The organism is Chryseobacterium sp. NFX27 (assembly GCF_049887855.1).
Lineage (GTDB): Bacteria > Bacteroidota > Bacteroidia > Flavobacteriales > Weeksellaceae > Chryseobacterium.
The window spans coordinates 76399-97434 of the sequence record NZ_JAGEKK010000009.1 but is presented as its reverse complement, the minus strand read 5'-3'; the positions used below and the strand labels follow the sequence as shown (position 1 = coordinate 97434).

Genomic DNA, 21036 nt, shown 5'->3' with positions numbered 1-21036 from the left:
TTATGAAAAAATCAATATTTGCAGTAGCTCTGTGCCTTCTCTTTTCAGGGAAAATACTGTCACAGAATGTGAAAAATCATCATCCGGAATCAGAAAAAAATAAAATGGAAAAGATCACCGCAGACCTATATACCACTTTTAAAGTCAGCAGCAATATTGCGATTTATAAAGTTACATTTAAAAACCAGTACAATATGGATGTTGCCGGCCATCTTTTTATACCGGAAAATTTTAGCCGGAACGAAAAACATCCGGCCATTATTGTTGGGCATCCAATGGGTGCCGTGAAAGAGCAGAGTGCCGATTTGTATGCATCCAAAATGGCCGAAAAAGATTATGTCACCTTAGCCATTGATCTTTCCTTTTGGGGGGAAAGTGCCGGAGAGCCGAGAAATGCTGTTGCACCTGATATATATGCAGAAGATTTCAGTGCTGCCGTTGATTTTCTTGGAACAAGATCATTTGTTGACAAAAACAGGATCGGAATTATCGGTGTTTGTGGAAGTGGAAGTTTTGTGATCAGTGCAGCTAAGATTGATCCCAGAATGAAAGCCATAGCAACGGTCAGTATGTATGATATGGGAGCAGCCAACAGAAATGCACTGAACCATTCTCAAAGCATCGAACAACGGAAAAAAATAATTGCAGAAGCAGCAGAACAGCGTTATGTAGAATTTACCGGTGGGAAAACCCAATATACAAGTGGAACTGTTCATAAACTCGACAAAGATACACATCCTATCCAGCGCGAATTTTATGATTTTTACAGGACTTCCAGAGGCGAATACACCCCAAAAGGGAGTTCTCCGGAGCTGACTACTCATCCGACATTGAGCAGCAATACAAAATTTATGAATTTCTACCCGTTTAATGATATAGAAACCATTTCTCCCAGACCTATGCTGTTCATTACAGGCGATCAGGCACATTCAAAAGAATTCAGTGAGAAGGCTTATCAACTTGCCGCCGAACCGAAAGAACTGTATTATGTACCTAATGCAGGACATGTTGATCTGTACGATAACACACAATTAATTCCTTTTGAAAAGCTGGAAATATTTTTTCAAAAAAATCTTTAACAATAATATCATTTTAAAATACAGGAAGCTTCTTAGAGAGAATTCCTGTATTTTTTAATCTTCAACATATTTATTTCTGGCCGCCTTCATTCCAAAATAAAACATCAGAAGGACAGCAAAGCTCAAAAAGTAAAAAGAACTTTTCCACGAGGCATCCCAATCATGAAGCTTTCCGAAGACCGGAGGTCCGAATGCCGCAATAAGATATCCCACAGACTGCGCCATTCCTGATATCTTTACCGCATTGGCGCTATTTTTTGTTCTTGCTGAAAAAAACAGAATTGACAGGCTGAAAGACAAACCATTAGAAATACCGATAATGACAGCATTAGCATAAATCCATTGCGACTGCAGCCATACAAACATCATCGTACTTCCGAACATTAAACTGCAGATAAGTACGATCAGAATCCGCTGATCTTTCATTTTGCCGGCAATAATCGGGGCACAGAAAGTAATCGGGATCATAGTAATCTGAATTAGAAACAGTATCCATCCCGTACTTTCACCTTCCATTTTACAGTCAGTGAGAAATGAGGGAAGCCATGCCATCATACAATAATAAAATAAAGACTGCAGTCCCATAAATACACTGATATTCCATGCCTGTGCAGATTTAAACATATTAAAATCAGAAACACTTAATGCTGCTTTTGCCTGTCCCGGATTTTTTTTATTGAATATCAGTTCCAGAATAAGAACAAAAAGTCCAAGCCCGGCAATAATCAGCCAGATTCCCAGCGAACCACGCCATCCGAATCCTGTCCATTCTCCGATTCTTACACTGAAGCCTGAGGCTAATGCAGCGGTAAGATTCATGGAAACGGCAAAAATTCCGGTCATCAGGCCGATCTGCTTAGGAAAATGATTCTTGATATATCCCGGAGTCACCACATTTCCGATACAGATTCCCAAGCCTATGAATACAGACCCCGCAAAAAGCATCCAAAGAGATCCCGTAATCCTTAGGAAAAGTCCGAAGCTTAAAATAATCAGGGAATACAACAGAAACCTGCTGATACTGAATGTATGTGAAAATCTGCTCACTAAAACGGAACAGGTTGCAAACATAAACAGTGGAATAGAAGTAAGCAGACTCACCTGGAAGCTATCCAGATTCAGGGCATTCCGTATATCACTCAAAACCGGGGAAACAGAGATAATAGGAGACCTCAGGTTGCTGGATACAAGGATCACAACCAGTACATTGATCACCATCAGGACATAAGAAGCATTCTTTCTTGATTCGTTCTTCATTATATATTTAATATTTGATGCAAAATTAATTAAGCAGTTTTATTTAATTTTGCCAAAGTTTTAATATAAAACGACATGAACCCTCGATATTGATCAGCTGAAGAAACCGCATTTTGTCCGGTTTGAAAAAGACTGACGGTATGATGACATTCTTCATTTCCACCAAAAAAACCAGCTCGTTTATGTGGAAAGCAGATTCCAGCTTGCTAAATACCAGCAGATACTGAAAGTCATTAAAAGCATGAACTGCTGAGTTCCCGTAGCCTCCACATTTCGGAAACAGCCTATAAAGTAGGGTATAAAAGCTTTCAGGCTATACTGCTGTCCAAACCGACAGATTTTGTAAAAATTACCGGTGGGCTATTATAAAAAAAATCTCCGGGTTACCCCGGAGATTCATACATTATCTAAATTTTCTTAGAACTTGAATACACATCCGCAAACGCTCATTTTGCCTTCAACGACTGTAGTCCACTGGCCGTTCCATGTACCTCCGTAAGAAGCACAGATTGAAGGACATATTTCTTTTGCATCTTCGTTGCTCCAGATGGGTCCTGCTAAAACGTCCATAGTATATTCTGTACTTCCGGATGGCTGCGTATCATATTCAACTTCGATAACGCTCATCTGACCTTCGACAATAGTGCTCCATTGTCCAGTGAATTTTCCTAAATGTGCCGCAGCAATACGGCCTCCGATTTTCTGTGCTTCATCATTGCTCCAAAGCGGACCTGCAATGATATTAATTTTAAATGTTGACATGGTGTAATGTTTTAAGTTGTTTAACATTACAAAGTTGTCACTTTAAAGAGATATAAGCTAGCGTAGAAAATACCAAATTTACCATTCCGTATTTACACTTAGTTTAAAACAATAATACGCTAAAATAAAAAAGGTCCCCTAAAGGAGGAGACCTTAAAAAAACACAAATGATGAAAAAAAATTATTTCGATTCACAAATATAAGTAAAAATTGTAATTATGCAAAACATCATATAAGCATAAATGTTAAAAAAAGTATTAATTTTAGTTAAAAATATACATCTGATCAATAATACTTTCCTACAATTTCTCCTGAAATATATTGATAAGATATTATCATAAAACAAAAAAATAGTAAAAAAACATTTTAATAGTATAAATAGTTTAATCACATGATTATGGTCATAAAATATTCCATTCATTTCCTCTTATTTTTGATAGACTCAATTAAAACTCCATATATCCCGATACATTTAAGTTTTAACATCAGCCTCTCCATCGAGAGGCTTTTATTTAGGCCGTTATGACCGTGCTCATAAAGAAGCGCCTCCTGTTTTTATAACTTAGTATAAAATCAGTTAAGATGAAGCCTAAGCAGATCAACAGAGTTCCACAGCAGCAATCCGGCGGATTTCACGATACAGAAAGTCAGAAGCAGTTTGCCCCGGAACTTCTGCCGCTCAAGTTTGATATTTTAAAACAACGATTTTTTTCAGTTAACCGGTGGAAAAGCTATTGTGGTGAGGGCTTTGCAGCCTTTAAGCTTTATGATTCCGAAGGAAATGCCGCTGAAAGACCTCCTCAGAAAGGAGATTTTATGAGAATTGATATTCCTGGACCGGGAGAAACTGAAGCCAAAGGGTATGACTGGGTAGAAGTTACCGATATCTGTTTTGAGGAAGATAACTATTCGGAAAGCATTTTGATAACATGCAGTCCGTCCGGAAATCCTCAGGACAGAAAAAACAAACATATTGCTCATTTTTTACAGTTCCAGAGCAACTTCTACTTTTATGATTGCCAGAACGCCGACTCATCTGAAAGCCGCAGTCTACGGGCGTAATGAAACTCCCAATATTAATGCCGGGTGTATTGACATCATCAGAAATCTTATGGTTGCCGTAGGAGGAATGATGGGAATCTCCAAAATTCAGTGGAAAAAACTGGCGGATGGTTTTCTGGATTTTGAATAAAATTTCCTGGTAAAATAAAAATAAAGCTATTACTTTCAATAGGTGAAACTGTCTTGTTTATCTTTAAAATCACCTAAGTGCTTTATAAAGCCTTATTTTTATTCTTGCATTTAATTTTATCCCCATCCTCATCTCGATTCAGATCCAATGCATTACAAAAGGATGACATTTAACATATTTCTGATATTATAAGTATTATTTAATGCATAACTAATATTAAAATGATAAATTTAGGTCTATTAAAAGCTTGGACTGATGCACTCATTTCAATATGGATACAGTATTCCAGAGGTTGTAATTCATTCTCAGCGAAAGAATTTTTATCGAAATAAAATGACACATAAACCATTACACAATTTCCATATTCCGGTAATGGGTCTGGCTTATACCATAGACAGCCCCATCCGTGTTGCCCAATATGGAATTTCTTCCGTGATTTCCATTATCGATGATGAGATCCTGGAAAAAATGAAAAACTTTTATAATAAGAAATTCAGTCTCGATTATTTAGGAATTTCAACAAAGACAGAAGATTACAGGGCAAAAAGAATTACCGCTTACCTCGATATGGTAGATGATATCGTGAATGAAAAATTTGAATCTTTCAAACAGGAGATCACTAAAAATAAGGAAGCATTAAAGAACTTTATGGCCATTCTGCCCAATACTTCAGATTTGAAAAGCGGCCTTCAGAATCTTGTGAACCAAAAAGACAGTTTAGGCTCAAACATCAAAAACTTTATTGAAACCAACCTGAAACCGGGAAGTATCGATGTCAATATCATGACAAAAGTTGACAAAGACAATTATATAAAAGATGAGCAGCTTCCTGTGATGTTTAATGATGCCCATGCCTCACTGCGTGGTTTCGCCCAAAGTAAATTATCTTCTTCAATGGTACTTTCTGCAGGAATGAACCCGCGTTTATACAGCTATATTGAAGAATTTGACGATTTCTTTCCCGATCAGAACGGTATCTTAAAAAAGAAGATCATTCTTAAGGTAAGTGATTTCCGTTCAGCCATGATCCAGGGGAATTTCCTGGCTAAAAAAGGACTGTGGATCTCAGAATACCGCATAGAATCCGGGCTGAACTGCGGAGGACATGCATTTGCCACAGAAGGCATGCTGTTGGGGCCTATCATGGAAGAATTTAAACAGAAAAAGAACGATCTTATCCAGTCTGCCCATGCCCTGATGATCAATGCATTGGAGCAAAAAGGCAAACACACAGTTTCTGAGCCTCTCGAAATGAAAATTACGGTTCAGGGGGGAGTAGGAACCTCGGAAGAGCATGAATTTCTGCTTCAAAACTATAATGTAGACAGTGTTGGATGGGGATCACCATTTCTGTTGGTTCCTGAAGCTACTTCTGTAGATACGGAAACCAGAAATCTGCTTTTAAAATCTGGAGAAAAAGATTTCTATCTGAGTAATATCTCACCTTTGGGCGTCCCTTTCAATACAGTTAGGGGAACATCCAACGAGTTATTAAAAGAACAGAAGGAAGCCGCCGGAAAGTACGGAAGCTCGTGTCCGAAAAAACTTTTGGCTTTAAGCAAAGAATTTTCACCGCAGGGAACCTGTACAGCCTCTAAAAAATACCAGGATATTAAACTGAAAGAACTTCAGGCTGATCCTGAGCTTACCGCTGAAGAATTTAGCAAGAGAAAGACCGAAATTACAGATAAAGCCTGTCTGTGTGTAGGATTGGTCAATGCAGCCTATATGGAGCAGGATCTTGAAATAAAAGGCGAAAAACAGGGCGTTGTCATATGTCCGGGACCTAATCTGGCTTTTTTTGACAAGGAAGTTTCCCTTTCCGAAATGGTAAAACATATCTACGGGAATACCAATATCCTTTCTGATAATCAGCGTCCGAATATGTTCATCAATGAGCTGAAAATGTATGTTGATTATCTTAAAAAAGAAATCAGCAATTCTTCGACACAGATCACGAATTCCCAAACCAAAAAGTGGAATGCATTCAAAAAAAATGTGCTGGAAGGTATTGAATATTATCACCATCTGTTTCATACATCCACTTTCTTTAAAAGCGGATTGAAAACCATAGAACTGCAGCTGCAGGAATATAAATTGATACTTACAGCCATTGAGGTCCCTCAGGCTGAAAAGTAACAGTATTTTTTTAAATTGATAGATAAACAGCTTTCATTGGAAGCTGTTTTTTTTATGCTGATTCAGTTAAAACCAAACCTGTTATCTTCTTTCTTAAAGGTAAAAAATAAGGAAGAATAAGCCTTTCTATTTATAATAACTATAAGCCGTATGCTTATTTTGAATCTGAATCCTACGTGATATTTCTTACCTTAGATACTTCTTAAAATTTTAATTCAAGCCTGTTTTTATGGAAAAAAGAAAAATAAAAAATACGGATCTCTCAGTAGCGCCTGTTAATTTTGGAGGAAATGTTTTTGGATGGACGCTGGATGAGAAACAATCCTTTGACATTCTGGATCAGTTTACGGATGCCGGTTTCAATTTTCTTGATACGGCAGATACCTATTCCTGGTGGGTCAACGGAAAAGGAGGCCAGTCTGAAGAAATCATCGGAAAATGGATGAAGAGCCGCTCCAACCGTCAGGATATAGTATTGGCCACCAAGGTGGGATCTGAAACTAAAGAACATGGTTTTGACATCAGCAGGAAGCATATTCTGAAATCTGTGGATGAATCTTTACAAAGGCTTCAGACCGACCATATTGATCTTTATTATACTCATTTTGATGATCATACCACTCCGGTAGAAGAAACGCTTTCGGCATACGATGAGATCATCAAAGCCGGGAAAGTGCGTTATATTGCAGCATCCAACCTTTCTCCGGAGCGTCTGAGAGCATCATTCGAAGCTTCAGAAAAAAATAACCTGCCAAAATATGTTGCCCTTCAGCCTCATTATAATTTAATGGAAAGAGAAGGTTTTGAAAAAAATTATGCTCCGCTTGTGGAAGAATTTGGGTTAAGTGTATTCCCTTACTGGTCATTGGCTGCAGGTTTTCTTACCGGCAAATACCGTACTGAAGCAGATTTAGGCAAAAGTCAGAGAGGTGAGGGGGTAAGAAAATACCTGAACACAAAAGGCCTTGAAGTATTAAAAGCCCTGGACCGGGTAAGTGAAAAACATAAAACCACACAGGGAACAGCTGCCCTGGCATGGCTTCTGGCCAATCCTTTAATCACAGCACCTATTGTAAGTGCAACGAGCACTTCCCAGCTGGATACTTTATTCAATGCTCCAAAACTTATTTTAGATCAGGAAGATCTTGAAATGCTTGATCAGGCAAGTCATTAATTTTGGTTGAATTCAAAAGAATATCCGTTCAGCAAACCGAACGGATATTTTTTATGTTTTAGAAGTTTTGAACTTTGGTCAAATTAATCAGAATATTCTTTCAAAAGCTGTCTGTAGCTCATCAGGATGGATGACTTGGATATAAATCCTATAAAATCATTGTTTTCACTGGTTACCGGAAGATTCCACACGCCGGTATCATCAAAGGTCTGAAGAATTTCCAACGGCTTATTATCCCGGTGAATAACTGCAGGCGGTGCTTTCATAATTTGTGCAACCGTCATGGAGCTGTCTGTTTCCTTATTAAAAAGGTAGGGGCGGATATCATCCAAAGTAAGGATGCCTTTCAGTTTCCCGGCCTCATCTGTTGCTGCAAAAATGTTTTTAGTTCCATTTTTCACCTGTTCAAACAGGGTAGTGACAGAAGCGTTTTCATTAATTGTTTCTGAATATTTATCTATAAAATCTTCGGTTCTTAAAGCAAAAAGCAGGTTTTTATCGTGCTTGTTGGTAAATATTTTCCCCTGATCAGCTAAAGATTCCAGTTCGGGAGAGATCGGAGAGAACCATTTTGCAATAAGATAAGAAATGATGGATGCTATCATCAGCGGAATAAAAAGGTCATATCCAAAACTGGATTCCGCGATCAGAAATATGGCAGTAAGGGGAGCATACAATACACCGCTCATTGCTCCGGCCATTCCCACCAGAACAAGATTTGTTACCGGAACATCCGTAAATCCGATGTGCTGGCAGACTACTGCAAATAAATACCCTACCGTGCCTCCGGCAAAAAGAGACGGAGCAAAATTACCGCCGTTCCCCCCGCTGAATATGGTAAAAGAGGTAGCAAAAGCTTTTAAAAGACATACCAGCACCAAAAATATAATAATGGTCCAGTCGCCGATCTCAAAATACCGGAAAAAGCTGTTTCTGATAATAGAATGAGTACTTCCGTTGGTAAAAGCTTTCACCGTCTCATATCCTTCTCCGAATAATGGCGGGAACAGAACACACAACAGTGACAGCACCAAACCTCCAAACATAGCTTTACGCATCCTTGAAAGCTTTAATCCTTTGATAAAATGTTCTACTTTTTGAGAAACCAATACAAAATAACGCGCATACAGTCCGGTCACAATTCCCAGGATAAGGTAATAAGGAACATTTTTATAGTTAAAAGGTTCTCTGGTATAAAACCTGAAGAGCACATCTTCCTGAAGCAAAATCCTTGATAAAAGGCTTCCGCAGACAGCTGCCACTACCAAAGGAATGAAATCTGTAAAGACCACGCCTGTTAACAGGATCTCAAAAGCGAACATAATTCCCGCAATCGGAGCATTGAAAGCTGAAGCAATACCAGCCGTGGCGCCAGCAGCCAACAGAAGCGTTCTTTCTTTATAGCTAAGCCTGTAAGTCTGTGCATAGTTGGAACCGATAGCTGCACCGGTAACTGCAATAGGGCTTTCTAATCCGGCAGAACCTCCAAGGCCTACCGTCACTGCGCTCTGAATAATCTGTGAATACATTTTTACAGAAGCCACAATACTTGAATTCTGGGCAATTTCATACAAAATAGCACCGATTCCTTTCCTGTCCTGGCCTTTAAACAGAGTAATAACAATAGCTGTAGTAAGCACAATCCCTAAAAAAGGAAAAACAATATAGAATAGGATCTGATATTCAAAATGAACCTTATGCGTAATAAAATTGTGGATGGTATGCACAAGCGTTTTCAGGACCACTCCGGCAAGACCGGCAGTACATCCTACAAGGATTCCGGAAAGCACCAGAAACTGGTTCCTGCTGAGTCTGTTATTCAGCCAGTGAAGGACAAGTTCATAGCTTCGGGCCTTTTCCAGTCCGTATTCCTGGAAGTCTCTTTTAAATTTTAGAAAGCTTAAATACTTTTTTTTATTGTGAATTTTCACCTGGAAACCAATTTTAAAACCGTAATGGTTTCGTAAATTTATGAAATATCTTTATAAATGTCCGGTTCCGGATTGCTGGGAAAATGTTAAAATTCAACATAACACAATATAAATCAATTCATTACATCATTATAAATATTTCTTATAAATTTTAATTCTGCTTTTAAATGAAGATCCCAGCTGGAATAATGTGTTAGTTTTTCAGAATCTATATTGTTGATTAATTTTTCAATCAACTGATATTAAATAACTTAATCTAAATAACCGCTTAAAATCCGGCTTTTATAATCATATTAAAACAGCTCCAAATACCTGTTATTTTCAGAAATCATTTCATAGTAAGCTTTTTCATACCCGGCTAAAATTTTATTATTGTCAGCCTTTTACAGGGATAGGAGTGTTTCCCAACTAAAAGAAAATGATTTACAATAATCAGATCTTGTTCTTCTGATACCTTCAACTGAAAGGCTGTTCTTAAAAATATTTTAGGCTGAAAATTCTAAAACAAATATGAAAGGTGATAAAATTTCCCTCAGTTAAATTTTTGTATTCCTTTCCTTATATCTCTATTCCTTTACACCACAGATAATCTGTTTATAAAAAACACCAAAAATTAAAAAAATATATGAACATCAAAAACCTGCACATTGGATCAATGATAAAAGAAAAGGTGGCCAAAAGCGGCATTGAAATGCCCCGCATATGTAAATTTCTGAACTGCAATCAGGAGGATATCATAAAAATGTATGAATCTTACAGTATTGACACAGAAGTTCTGCTGCGCTGGTCCAAGCTTCTTCAATATGACTTTTTCAGATTGTACTCCCAACACCTTATTTTGTATTCTCCACAGTCTTCTATGGACTATATTAAAAAGAAAAAAACAGAAGATCCACTCCCGGCTTTTCGTAAGAGCCTTTACACCAAAGAAATCGTAGAATTTGTCCTGCACAAAATCAGAAAAGGGGAAATGACAAAATCCAATGTAATTTCTGAATATAAAATTCCTAAAAGCACACTTTACAAATGGCTTCACAAATATGATATGATGAATAAATAAAACATTAAAATGAAAAATATTCCGGATTACAAAAGAATCTATACAGACCTTATTAATGAAAGATATCCTGATAAAAAAGAAGCATGCAAAACCCTACTCTCTAAAAAGAATTTCTCAATACTTGATGTTATCACTTGCAGCAGCATTCTTACGGATAAGAAAGATAAAAACACCTTTGTTTTTAATCAGAAGCACCGCTTTTTCGATCAGCAATCCATTCTTGAAATACTGAACTATCAGAAAAAACATGGATATAACAACGCAGAGCTGGCCAGGCATTTTAAATTAAGTAGAAATACGGTTGCTAATTGGAAAAAAAAATTTATTTGAAAGACTACATTAAAATACAGTATTTTTAAATATAAAGCAATATATATCAAATATTTACAAATATAAACTCATGTGTTTTTTTCAGAAAATATCACACCGTATGCTTTTTCTTCTGAGAGAATTTTCCAAATTTTGTATTATTCTATACATTAACTAATAAAAGCTCTAAATTTGCATTTTGGAATCAAAATTATTAATAGGCATTTTAATATCAGAAGTTCCAATAAAACTGACATTTTAAAAACACAATTCAAATGAAGAAAAATTTGCTATCCCTGGCTCTGATTGTTTCATGTACCATCAGTGCACAGATAGGAATTAGTACCAGCAATCCACTGGGAACTTTGCATGTAGACGGTGCAAAAGACAATGCTATTTCTGCTACCCCTGCACAAATCAGCAATGACCTTATTATTACCAATAGCGGTTTCATAGGAGCAGGAGTTTTAAACCCAATTGTAAAGCTTGACATGCGGTCAGCCGGCCTTCAAAATGCTGTCGGACTGGGTACCACCACTATGACAGCCAGCGCAGCAGGAGCAGGAGCCGTGCGATATGAATCTACTCAGGCAAAATTTCAGGTATCTGACGGAAACGTCTGGGAAGCAGCAATTATTCTGCCCACTAAAGCGGTAGTCGTTGCCAGAATGACTGGCTCTTTCTCAGTTGCCTACAATGCTGATGTCAATGTTACCGGATGGAACGAAGTCAGAGATCTCTCCAACAGTTTCGACCCTGTTACAGGAATTTTCACCGCACCCAGAGCCGGAGTCTATACATTTTTGATGACTTATAATTTTGTTTCCGGTCCGGTGGTCAATTCTTCTGAAGTTACCAGCCAGTTCTACAGCCCAAGTACAGCTTCTATCCTTGCCCGTTCTTATAAAACCTTTGCCCGCAGTAATGAAGATGCCCAGGTAGGAGGCTCTGCCGCCATTACGGTAAGCTTGAGTGCGAACCAGACCGTACGGCCACAGCTTAATCAGAACATCACAGGGTCAGGAGCAAGAGCTTTAAGAGCAAATGCAGACTGGACGCATCCGGATGCAGGCTTTAACAATCTGACTATTATTGAAAATTAAAAATACACAAAATGAAAATTAAAAATTTATATAAATTACTGGTCTTTTTCCTCTCATTCACTATACAGGCCCAGACAGGCATCTTTACCAAAGATCCAATGCAGACTTTTCATATAGACGGTGGAAAAGATAACAGCAGTGTCCCGCCTTCTGCACCTCAGATATTAAATGATGTAGTGGTAACTTCTGATGGTAAACTGGGAGTGGGACTGATAGATCCCAAAACAAAAGTAGATGTACGCTCTGCTGACCAGAAAGGTATTATAGGATTGGGAACAAGTACACAAACTGCTGCAGCTGCCGGTGGCGGAGCTATCCGTTACAGTACCGGAAATATCATCCAGTATTCTGATGGGGTATCATGGCATAGCCTTCCAATGACCTTACCGCCTAAGGCAGTGGTGCTGGCTAATAAAAGCAGTGCACTTACCCTAACAAACAATACCACCACTCTGGTAAACGGATGGACTGTAGTTACAGATTCTCAGTCTAATTTCAATGGTACTACATTTACTGCGCCCAGAAACGGGTTTTATATTGTTTCTTTCAGTATTACTTTAGCTGACGGAAATATTGCGCAGAACTCAAGGATAGAAACTATTATTGAAAGTAATGCTGCGGCTAATAATGTCCAGACGTACAGAAGTGTAAACTCATACCCGGCATGGGATATTAATACCGTCAGTAATATTGTCGGAGGCAACTGTACAGCTATTTTTAATTTGTCTGCAGGTAATACTATCCAATTTAAGGTTTTCCATAATTTCGGAGGCAGCAGAAGTATCAATACAGCCAACACGGGCACCAATAACAGTATCAGTATTTACGAATTATAAAACCAACAAAGATGAAATTAAATAGAAGAAATATATTATTCCTGAGCCTTCTCCCCAATTTAGTTTTAGCTCAGATAGGTATTGGTATTAACAATCCCAGTCCGGCTAATTCCATTGAAATTAATACAACTGAAAAAGTCATTATTGATAAAACCGGAAAAATAGGGGTAGGAGTAGCTGCTCCCAAAATGGCTATTGACCTGAGAAACGGAGCCAATGGTTCTATGGCTATAGGAATGACCAGCCAAACCGCAGCTGAAGCCGGAGCCGGAGCCATGCGTTACAATCCCAGCCCAGCCATCGGGGTTCAGGGTTATATAGAATATTCTGACGGAACGGTATGGGTTCCTATTCTGCCCTACGGAAAACCTAGAATTGTGGTGATGGCTGAGAAAACAAATAATAATTCCACAGTTTTTGAAACCGGTTTGTGGCCGGTTGGAAATTATACAGACGGAATTCCCGGAAGATCTTCTGCTTATCTTACTTCATGGGCAGAAAAACTGGATTCGGATTCCGGACAGCCAAGAACCAATTTTGATCCTGCTACCGGGGAATTTATTGCTCCGAGATCGGGCGTATATTATGCTACTTTCACTTTTGCCTTGGCACCAAGTCAGGTTAACACCAGTTTTGGACAGAACCAGACGGAAGCAATCTGGGAGGTAAGAAACTCATCCAATGCGGTTATACAGAGGATAAAAACCAATAACGGTTATCCTCAGGATACAGGAAATGCTCCCAACGCTGTGATTGTAGGATCTGCATGTACTGCCAGCCTGTATCTGAATGCAGGTGATAAACTAAGACCTTTTGTATGGATCAATGTATCGTGGGACCCTGACAAACGCCCTCTTCTCAATACGGGAGGTTATAATGTTTTAACGATTGTTGAGCAGTAATTGCATTTTTGTTCAATACAATAAAATAGACCAAAAACAAAAATCACCTCTCGTTCGGGGTGATTTTTTATATATTCTTTAGTCTTCTCTGCATGATGTTTGCATTTTATTTGTCACCAACACTTAAATACAATCATATGAAAACAGATGTTTTAACAGAAAAGCACAGGCTAGGAATAGGCGGGGTAGCAATAGGAACAGCGTTCGAAAATATAAGTGATGAAGAATCTTATAACATACTTCAGACTGCCTGGGATCTGGGAGTCCGATATTATGATACATCACCCTGGTATGGCCTTACCAAAAGTGAAAGAAGATTCGGAGATGTTCTGAAAGACAAAGACAGAAGCGATTTTATATTTTCAACTAAAGTAGGAAGACTGTTTCATGAAGTCCCTGAACCGGAAGTCCCACCTACGATGTGGAAAAAACCGCTGAATTATGATTTTAAACATGATTACACGGCAGACGGGGTCAAACGATCTATAGAAAGCAGCCTGCAAAGAACAGGGCTGGATTATATTGACATCGTTTATATTCATGACCTTTCTGAAGACCAGGTAGGGGACCGCTATCCTTATTTTCTGGAACAGGCAAAGAAAGGAGCATTTAAAGTTCTCTCCGAACTGCGGGACCAGGGAGTGATTAAGGCATGGGGAATGGGAGTCAACAAAATTGAACCTGTTTTAGACTGCATTGATGCTGCTGATCCGGACATCTGTCTTTCCGCAACACAATATTCGATCCTGGAGCATGAAGATGCCGTAGACAGACTGCTTCCTGCCGTTAAAAAAGCAGGAGTAAAACTGGTTTCCGGTGCTGGATACAATTCCGGATATATTGCAGGAAGAGAAAGGTACAATTATAAGGACGTAATTCCAAAAGGGATGGCCGAAAAGCGTGCTGCAATAGCGGATATTGCCCAAAAATATAATACGGATATTGTACATGCTGCACTTCAATTCGTTTTGGCTTCAGATGAATTTGCTTCTATTATTCCCGGAGCCAGCAGACCGGAACAGGTAAAAGATAATGTGGAAGGCCTTAATGCCACTATTCCGGCTGACTTTTGGAGTGAACTGAAATCTGAAGGACTGATCTATGAAAAGGCCCAGGTTCCTGAATCTTAAAACAATTTAGATGATTAACTTTATTTCCAGCCACATATAAAATAAACCTCTCTTTACGGGAGGTTTTGTATTTGGCTAAACCACTTTTGCTTTACGGACGATCTTAGCCAGAAGGGTAGGAAAGAACCTTTTAAGATAGGTTCCTGCTACTTCTTTACCACCTATAGATGTCTGATATTTCTTTTTTCCTATAGCTGCAAGCATTTTTCTGGCAAACACATCTGCAGGCATTCCTTTATTTGTGGCATCGTCCATAGTTCCCTGCAGAGAACCGTTCCCCGTTAATGCATTGATAGAAATATTAGTATGTACAAAGCCGGGACAGATGATGGTCACTATAATTTTTTTGGTATATAATTCTGCACGCAGCGAATCAAAAAAACCGTGAAGTGCGTGTTTTGCAGCGGCATAACTGCTTCGCATCGGAGCTCCGAAAACGCCCATCAGGCTGGAGACTACAGCAATATGCCCGCCGCCGTTCCTGATCATATAGGGAAGCACAGATTTTGTAAGGGCTACGGTTCCTATATAATCAATATCCATTAAACGTTTATCAACTTCTATATCAGTTTCCATAGCCAGGGAACGCTGGGATAGCCCCGCATTATTAATCAACACATCAATCTTTCCAAATTTTTCTATAGCTTCTGCCACGACATCCGTCATTTTTTTATAGTCTTCCAAATCCAAAGGCAGTACAAAAAAACGGTTGGCTTCAAGCCCGGCCTTTTCAGCTACAGCATTCAACTGATCTTTATTTCTTGATGAAAGGATAATCTTCGCACTGCTTTTCAATGCCAGTTCTTTCACCAGAGCTTCCCCGATTCCTGATGAAGCTCCGGTAACCCAAACAACTTTATTATTAAAATAAGTACTCACTTTTTCTTTTATTTAGTATTTTACTCCTGATTCTTAAAATTCACTATTCAGCTTTAAGAAGAATTCACTTGTTTACCTTTTAAAGTCCGGCTATATATTTTCCGGCTTTCATTCCCGAAAAAATACAGCCTCCAAGAAATGTTCCTTCCAATGCACGGTAGCCATGCATTCCGCCTCCGCCAAAGCCCGCAGCTTCTCCGGCCGCGTAAAGTCCGTCAATTACCGTATCATCATCTCTTAAAACCTGTCCGTTAAGATTTGTTTTAATGCCACCCAGCGTTTTCCGGGTAAGAATATTGAGCCGTACAGCAATCAGAGGGCCATTTTTAGGATCTAATATTTTATGAGGGGCTGCAACCCGGCCAAGTTTATCCCCTAAATAATTTCTTGTATTCCTGATATAATTAACCTGCGTATCTTTGGAATACTTATGATCCAGCTCCCTGTCTCTGGCTTCGATCTGTGCTTTAATTTTTTCATAGTTCAGAAGGGGAGTACCAGACAGTTCATTCATCTTTTCCACCAGGGTTTTCAGATCATTTGAAACAATAAAGTCTTTTCCGTGTTCTTTAAAAGCTTCCACAGGTCCCGGTGCTTTTTTTCCAAAAATCCTTCTCAGAAAAAGAACATAATCCTTATTGGTAATATCCGGATTTTGTTCTGATCCGGAAAGGGCAAATTCTTTTTTAATGATTTTCTGGGTCAGGATAAACCAGGAGTAAGAAAATCCTGTCTCCTGTATATGCTTCAGGGTTCCCAGAGTATCAAATCCGGGCAGAAAAGGAGCGGGGAAGCGGTTTCCCCTGGCATCAAACCATAGAGAAGACGGTCCCGGCAGTATTCTGATGCCATGTTTCGGCCATATCGGATTCCAGTTCTGTATTCCTTCTGTATAATGCCACATTCTGTCCGGGTTAATGATGTGTGCCCCGGAATTTTCAGCAATTCCTATCATTTTTCCGTCCACATAGGCAGGTACACCGCAAACCATATTTTCGGGAGCTTTTCCCAATCTTTCCGGCCAGTTTTTCCGTACCAGTTCATGATTGGCTCCTATACCTCCCGATGCAATGATGACAAGAGATGCATGGAATTCAAACTGTGAAATCACGTTTCTGTTGGTAGCGGCACCTCTTTCTTTATCGTCATTTTCGAGAACATCTCCTTTTAAACCTTTGGTTTTACCATTTTCCATGATCAGTTCAGTCACTCTGTGCCTGAATTTCATCTGTAAAAGACCTTTTCTTTTTGCCTCATACGCTTTATCTACAAAAGGCTTCACAACTCCGGTTCCGGTTCCCCAGCTGACATGGAAACGGGGTACGGAATTTCCGTGACCGGTTGCTGATCCGTCTCCACGTTCGGCCCAGCCTACCATAAACATAAATTTGATTCCCAGTTTAGAAACATAAGCGTATTTTTCATAGGCTGCGAATTTCAGATAAGCTTCTGCCCATTTTCTGGGCCAGTAATCTTCCGGACGGTCAAAGCCGGCAGTCCCTTTCCAGTCCTGAAGAGCCAGTTCATAAGAATCTTTAATTCCCATTTTCCGCTGCTGGGGTGAGTTGATCAGAAACAGACCACCGAACGACCAGAATGCCTGTCCGCCAATATTCTGTTCAGTTTCCTGATCGAGGAGAAGTACTTTTTTTCCGGCACCGGTAATTTCCATAGCCGCAGTAAGTCCTGCTAATCCTGTTCCCACAATGATAACATCAGGCTGGAATTTTTCTTCCATTGTATTGAATTCTTTCGTTTATACTTATATGATATCTTATAATAAATATATAAAATATTCAGACGCATACCTGTAGATTTATCATCAGATATTTTCAGTAAATTAAAAAACAGGTCAGAAGTGATTTCTGACCTGTTTCATTTTGTTATTCAACGAAGCTTTAATTATTATCACAGTGGCCTTTTGCCGGAAATGATATTATAAAGTATGACAATAATGGCAATTACCAAAAGAACATGCACTAAGTAACCGGTACTCATTCCCGGTACGATATTTAACATTCCCAGAAGCCAGACAACGATACAAATGACGGCTACTAACCATAATAAATTTCTCATGACTTAAATTTTTTAATGTTATTCTCTTTAATTAATACATATTCCATGCCTTTATGAATAAAACTGTCAATAATATTAAAAATGTGGTATCTATACTGTATTTACAACAGAAGCAAATGAAGATACATTATAATAGCTGCAAATCACTAAAACACACCTGTATAAAGGCATTTCGGTCCCTATAAATGGTCTACTTATGGTCCAGAGCATAACAGTTATCTTCCGTTCTACTGATCAGGACATAAAAGAAAAGGGCATAAATCATTTGTATTCCCATCGATTCCCAATTTTCAACAGTACTACTTCCAAAAAGAAGCATAATGATCAGCCCGGCACCGGCAAAATTTGCTAAGCGGGTCTTCAAGCCTAGAATAAGCATGCCACCAATGATAAATTCCAGGAAAGGCAAAGCGGTACTGAATAAGTACACAAAGGACTGGGGAAGCCAGCTTTTTTCGAATCCTTTAATCATTCCTTCAGCAAAAACGAAAAGTTTAGGAATTCTGGCAATACCATGTCCCAGAAGATTCACGCCCATGGAAACACGTAAAAGAAAATAGGCTATATTCTTATTCATACTATTTATTTTTTAATTAATTTTTAGAAAAAGCAGGCACGAAGCTGAAATAAAGAATTTACAGATATCTGAAAATTCAATTGATAATATCTTTATTGAACTGCTCAATTTATCATATTTATATATCCAAACAGTTTGTATCAAAAATATATCAGAACATAAACTGACAATAATCCATTTCCAGCTTCATACCTCAGTTTTGACTTAGTTATTATATTTTTCCTCACTATTATCTACCGGAGTTGCAGGATCATTAACCACCATTTTTGCGATATCATCCTTACGCATAAAAACAACACCCGGCTTTTCTTTGGTATATCTGATAAATTCTTCCATAGCATGAACCATTGCCGGAGTTCCGCCAATCCTGTCATGGAAACTGATGCTCATCATTCTTCTCTTGGAAGTCCCTTCTTCATACAGGCGGTCAAACTCGAATTTCAGCTGGGCCAGAAACTGGTCCGGGCTCCAGTGTTTACCTTCAATATTCACTATATCATTATTTCTAAGTGTATAGGGCATCACAATAAAGTTCTTTCCGTTTACTTTGGTAATGAAAGGTTCATCATGGCTAAGATCATCTATATGATAAAGGAAGCCAAGCTCCTGAAGAACTTTTAAAGTATTAGGGCTTCTTCTGAGCCAATTACAGTTGTAGCCTACTGCTTTTTGTCCTGTTATTCTTTCCACGGCATCTACACCTTCTTTTACAAACTGCCGTTCATCTGCATAGTTTTTATTCCACTGGTTGTCCCAGGCAAGACCGTGGGCAGCTATTTCATGGCCTCCGCTGGCAATGGCTCTGGCAATTTCCGGATATTTTTCAGCAGCAGTACCTACAACATGAGAGGTCACTTTTATATCATACTTTTTCCACAGATCCAGCATACGGTAAATTCCTTCATTAGCTCCATAGCGATACCAGCTTTCTGCAGCAAGGTCCGGCTGGCCCTTGGGAAGGGAAGTTCCGCTGAAAGGACTTTCTGCTCCTTCCGGCTGCCCTCCTGTTTCAAACTGCATAGATACTGAAATGACCAGCTGAGCACCATTGGGCCAGTATTTTTTAGATGCTGTTCCGGTTTCTACAGATTGTTTAGCTGTGTTCTTCATATTCCTGTCTGAACAGGAAACCAAAAGTATTGCAGATGCTATCAGGAAGACTGATTGTTTTAAATGTTTCATTTTAAATGAGTTTTTATTGTGCTAAATTGATGAATAAACGGTTGATTTATATTGTAAAAATTTATGTTAAATTTGTAAAAATCCATTCAATTATGAAGCGTATTGTCAATTTCAGTTCTTTCAATGTTTTTAGTATTGAGAAGGAGGTTTGGGACATAGAATACCATAATCATAATTTCTACGAACTGATTGTGATAGCAAGCGGAAAAGGAACACATTACCTGAATGGCATTACGTTTACCTATAAAAAAGGAGATGCTTTTCTGCTCAGACCAAGCGATGCCCATACATTTTCTATAAAAAACAAAACCAGGTTCATTTATATAAAATTCACAGAACATCACATCTGGGAAAGTCTGCAGGCTGATAAAAAAAGTGAGCTCAATAAAGTCGTCCGGCTAATGATGGAAGACAGCTCGTTTGTTTATGATTCTGCAATTACGAATAAAACAGACAGGAAGCACCTGTTGCAGCTTGCCGTGGTTCTTCTTTATGAATTCAGCAATAAAAGGATATACAGCAAAGAAACATCGGCAGATCTTTTCTCGACTATAATCACCATTCTGATCAGGAATATAATGAACAGTGGCGGTAGGGAGCGGGTATCAAAAGGGATCAACCAGGCGGAAAGAATTCTCTATTATATCAATGTTAATGCAATGGATGCCGAAAAAATGAAACTTGATCATCTTGCAAAAGAATTTATGCTTTCCCGGAATTATATCAGCATTTACATTAAAAAGCAGACCGGATTCTCCATACAGCAGCACGTAATGCATCATAAAATAAAAGCTGCTGAAAAACTCCTGAATCAGAGTAGTTATAACATCAATGAAATTGCAGACCGGCTTGGATTTAATGATGCCAGCCATTTTAATAAGATCTTCCGGACCTATAAAAATATGTCGCCATCAGCATTCAGAAAAAAGTAGCCAACGCCTGATCATTGTGTATTCTTTAAAAAATATTTATCTTAAACTTATGAAAACAAGTGCCGGTATTTTGCTGTTTAAAAGAGAAAAGAACAGTCAGTATTATTTTCTGGTTCATCCCGGCGGTCCGTACTGGAAAAATAAAGATGAAGGCAGCTGGTCTATTCCAAAAGGGGAGATTATGCCTGATGAGGATCCGCTGGAACGGGCTTTACTTGAGTTTCAGGAAGAAACAGGCCAGACGGTACAGGGAAAATTTACCGCTTTATCACCAGTTAAACAGAAAGGCGGCAAAACTGTTTATGCATGGGCTTTGGAGAGTGATATTGAAACATCAGGACTTTACAGCAATACATTGCAGGTAGAATGGCCTCCAAGATCTTCTAAAATGATTGAAATTCCTGAAGTAGACCAGTGGGAATGGTTTGAATCAGAAGAAGCCCGGAGAAAAATCAATCCTGCACAGGCAGCTTTTATCACCGAACTGGAAAAAATACTGAATGAAGGGGAATAGTC

Annotated in this window: 21 protein-coding genes; 13 read left to right on the top strand and 8 right to left on the bottom strand. The window is 38.7% G+C overall.

The annotated features are described in order from the left end of the window. Window positions 1-2: 2 nt before the first annotated feature. Window positions 3-1079 carry an alpha/beta hydrolase gene (locus tag J4Q03_RS12130; protein WP_426048434.1) on the top strand — a complete coding sequence of 359 codons (1077 nt, stop codon included), beginning with the start codon at window positions 3-5 and terminating at the stop codon, window positions 1077-1079. A 54-nt stretch (window positions 1080-1133) separates the two neighbouring features. Here J4Q03_RS12130 and J4Q03_RS12125 read toward each other — a convergent pair whose 3' ends face one another. Both J4Q03_RS12125 and J4Q03_RS12120 read right to left on the bottom strand, forming a co-directional pair. Beyond that, window positions 1134-2336 carry a CynX/NimT family MFS transporter gene (locus J4Q03_RS12125; protein WP_426048433.1) on the bottom strand — a complete coding sequence of 401 codons (1203 nt, stop codon included), beginning with the start codon at window positions 2334-2336 and terminating at the stop codon, window positions 1134-1136. A gap of 417 nt (window positions 2337-2753) precedes the next feature. Continuing rightward, window positions 2754-3098 (bottom strand): mannan-binding lectin, encoded by a 345-nt coding sequence (locus J4Q03_RS12120; protein ID WP_306842645.1) that lies wholly within the window; start codon window positions 3096-3098, stop codon window positions 2754-2756. Window positions 3099-3680: 582 nt separating this feature from the next. Here J4Q03_RS12120 and J4Q03_RS12115 point away from each other — a divergent pair. From J4Q03_RS12115 to J4Q03_RS12100, 4 genes are all read left to right on the top strand, one after another. Then, the gene (locus J4Q03_RS12115; protein WP_426048432.1) at window positions 3681-4160 is read left to right on the top strand and encodes a hypothetical protein; all 480 of its coding nucleotides are present in this window, start codon (window positions 3681-3683) and stop codon (window positions 4158-4160) included. Further along, a complete protein-coding gene (locus J4Q03_RS12110; protein ID WP_426048431.1) occupies window positions 4111-4290 on the top strand; it encodes a hypothetical protein in 180 nt (59 codons plus the stop codon). Before J4Q03_RS12115 ends, J4Q03_RS12110 begins: the two co-directional genes overlap by 50 nt. A gap of 333 nt (window positions 4291-4623) precedes the next feature. Beyond that, entirely contained in the window at window positions 4624-6429 is a 1806-nt protein-coding gene (locus J4Q03_RS12105; protein ID WP_426048430.1) for a hypothetical protein, read from the top strand. A 229-nt stretch (window positions 6430-6658) separates the two neighbouring features. Further along, window positions 6659-7603, top strand: coding sequence for an aldo/keto reductase (locus tag J4Q03_RS12100; RefSeq protein ID WP_426048429.1), 945 nt, complete (start codon window positions 6659-6661; stop codon window positions 7601-7603). An 83-nt stretch (window positions 7604-7686) separates the two neighbouring features. Here the strand turns inward: J4Q03_RS12100 and J4Q03_RS12095 are convergent, their stop codons facing one another. Beyond that, complete coding sequence (locus J4Q03_RS12095) at window positions 7687-9534, bottom strand: chloride channel protein (RefSeq protein ID WP_426048428.1); 1848 nt, start codon at window positions 9532-9534, stop codon at window positions 7687-7689. A 625-nt stretch (window positions 9535-10159) separates the two neighbouring features. On the opposite strand from J4Q03_RS12095, the gene J4Q03_RS12090 reads away from it, so the two are divergent. The 6 genes from J4Q03_RS12090 (at window position 10160) to J4Q03_RS12065 (ending at window position 14874) form a co-directional block, all read left to right on the top strand. Next, on the top strand, window positions 10160-10594 hold the full coding sequence (locus J4Q03_RS12090; RefSeq protein WP_426048427.1) for a transposase: 435 nt from the start codon (window positions 10160-10162) through the stop codon (window positions 10592-10594). Window positions 10595-10603: 9 nt separating this feature from the next. After that, the gene (locus J4Q03_RS12085) at window positions 10604-10924 is read left to right on the top strand and encodes a helix-turn-helix domain-containing protein (RefSeq protein WP_426048426.1); all 321 of its coding nucleotides are present in this window, start codon (window positions 10604-10606) and stop codon (window positions 10922-10924) included. Between the two features lie 254 nt (window positions 10925-11178). Then, complete coding sequence (locus tag J4Q03_RS12080; protein ID WP_426048425.1) at window positions 11179-12006, top strand: hypothetical protein; 828 nt, start codon at window positions 11179-11181, stop codon at window positions 12004-12006. An 11-nt stretch (window positions 12007-12017) separates the two neighbouring features. Beyond that, window positions 12018-12842: a hypothetical protein gene (locus J4Q03_RS12075; protein ID WP_426048424.1), complete on the top strand. Its 825-nt coding sequence runs from the start codon at window positions 12018-12020 to the stop codon at window positions 12840-12842. A gap of 11 nt (window positions 12843-12853) precedes the next feature. Then, window positions 12854-13744 carry a hypothetical protein gene (locus tag J4Q03_RS12070; RefSeq protein WP_426048423.1) on the top strand — a complete coding sequence of 297 codons (891 nt, stop codon included), beginning with the start codon at window positions 12854-12856 and terminating at the stop codon, window positions 13742-13744. Between the two features lie 137 nt (window positions 13745-13881). Further along, a complete protein-coding gene (locus J4Q03_RS12065) occupies window positions 13882-14874 on the top strand; it encodes an aldo/keto reductase (protein WP_426048422.1) in 993 nt (330 codons plus the stop codon). A 75-nt stretch (window positions 14875-14949) separates the two neighbouring features. Here the strand turns inward: J4Q03_RS12065 and J4Q03_RS12060 are convergent, their stop codons facing one another. The 5 genes from J4Q03_RS12060 to J4Q03_RS12040 form a co-directional block, all read right to left on the bottom strand. Then, window positions 14950-15753: an SDR family oxidoreductase gene (locus tag J4Q03_RS12060; RefSeq protein ID WP_426048421.1), complete on the bottom strand. Its 804-nt coding sequence runs from the start codon at window positions 15751-15753 to the stop codon at window positions 14950-14952. Between the two features lie 79 nt (window positions 15754-15832). Further along, window positions 15833-17491 carry an FAD-binding dehydrogenase gene (locus J4Q03_RS12055; RefSeq protein ID WP_426048420.1) on the bottom strand — a complete coding sequence of 553 codons (1659 nt, stop codon included), beginning with the start codon at window positions 17489-17491 and terminating at the stop codon, window positions 15833-15835. Between the two features lie 170 nt (window positions 17492-17661). After that, the gene (locus J4Q03_RS12050; RefSeq protein ID WP_426048419.1) at window positions 17662-17829 is read right to left on the bottom strand and encodes a lmo0937 family membrane protein; all 168 of its coding nucleotides are present in this window, start codon (window positions 17827-17829) and stop codon (window positions 17662-17664) included. 190 nt (window positions 17830-18019) lie between these two features. After that, a complete protein-coding gene (locus J4Q03_RS12045; RefSeq protein ID WP_426048418.1) occupies window positions 18020-18406 on the bottom strand; it encodes a DoxX family protein in 387 nt (128 codons plus the stop codon). Between the two features lie 204 nt (window positions 18407-18610). Continuing rightward, window positions 18611-19588 carry a polysaccharide deacetylase family protein gene (locus J4Q03_RS12040; RefSeq protein ID WP_426048417.1) on the bottom strand — a complete coding sequence of 326 codons (978 nt, stop codon included), beginning with the start codon at window positions 19586-19588 and terminating at the stop codon, window positions 18611-18613. A 92-nt stretch (window positions 19589-19680) separates the two neighbouring features. Here J4Q03_RS12040 and J4Q03_RS12035 point away from each other — a divergent pair, with 92 nt between their 5' ends. Both J4Q03_RS12035 and J4Q03_RS12030 read left to right on the top strand, forming a co-directional pair. Continuing rightward, the gene (locus tag J4Q03_RS12035) at window positions 19681-20520 is read left to right on the top strand and encodes an AraC family transcriptional regulator (protein WP_426048416.1); all 840 of its coding nucleotides are present in this window, start codon (window positions 19681-19683) and stop codon (window positions 20518-20520) included. A 49-nt stretch (window positions 20521-20569) separates the two neighbouring features. Further along, window positions 20570-21034, top strand: a complete 465-nt coding sequence (locus J4Q03_RS12030; protein WP_426048415.1) for an NUDIX hydrolase — start codon at window positions 20570-20572, stop codon at window positions 21032-21034. Window positions 21035-21036 lie beyond the last annotated feature (2 nt).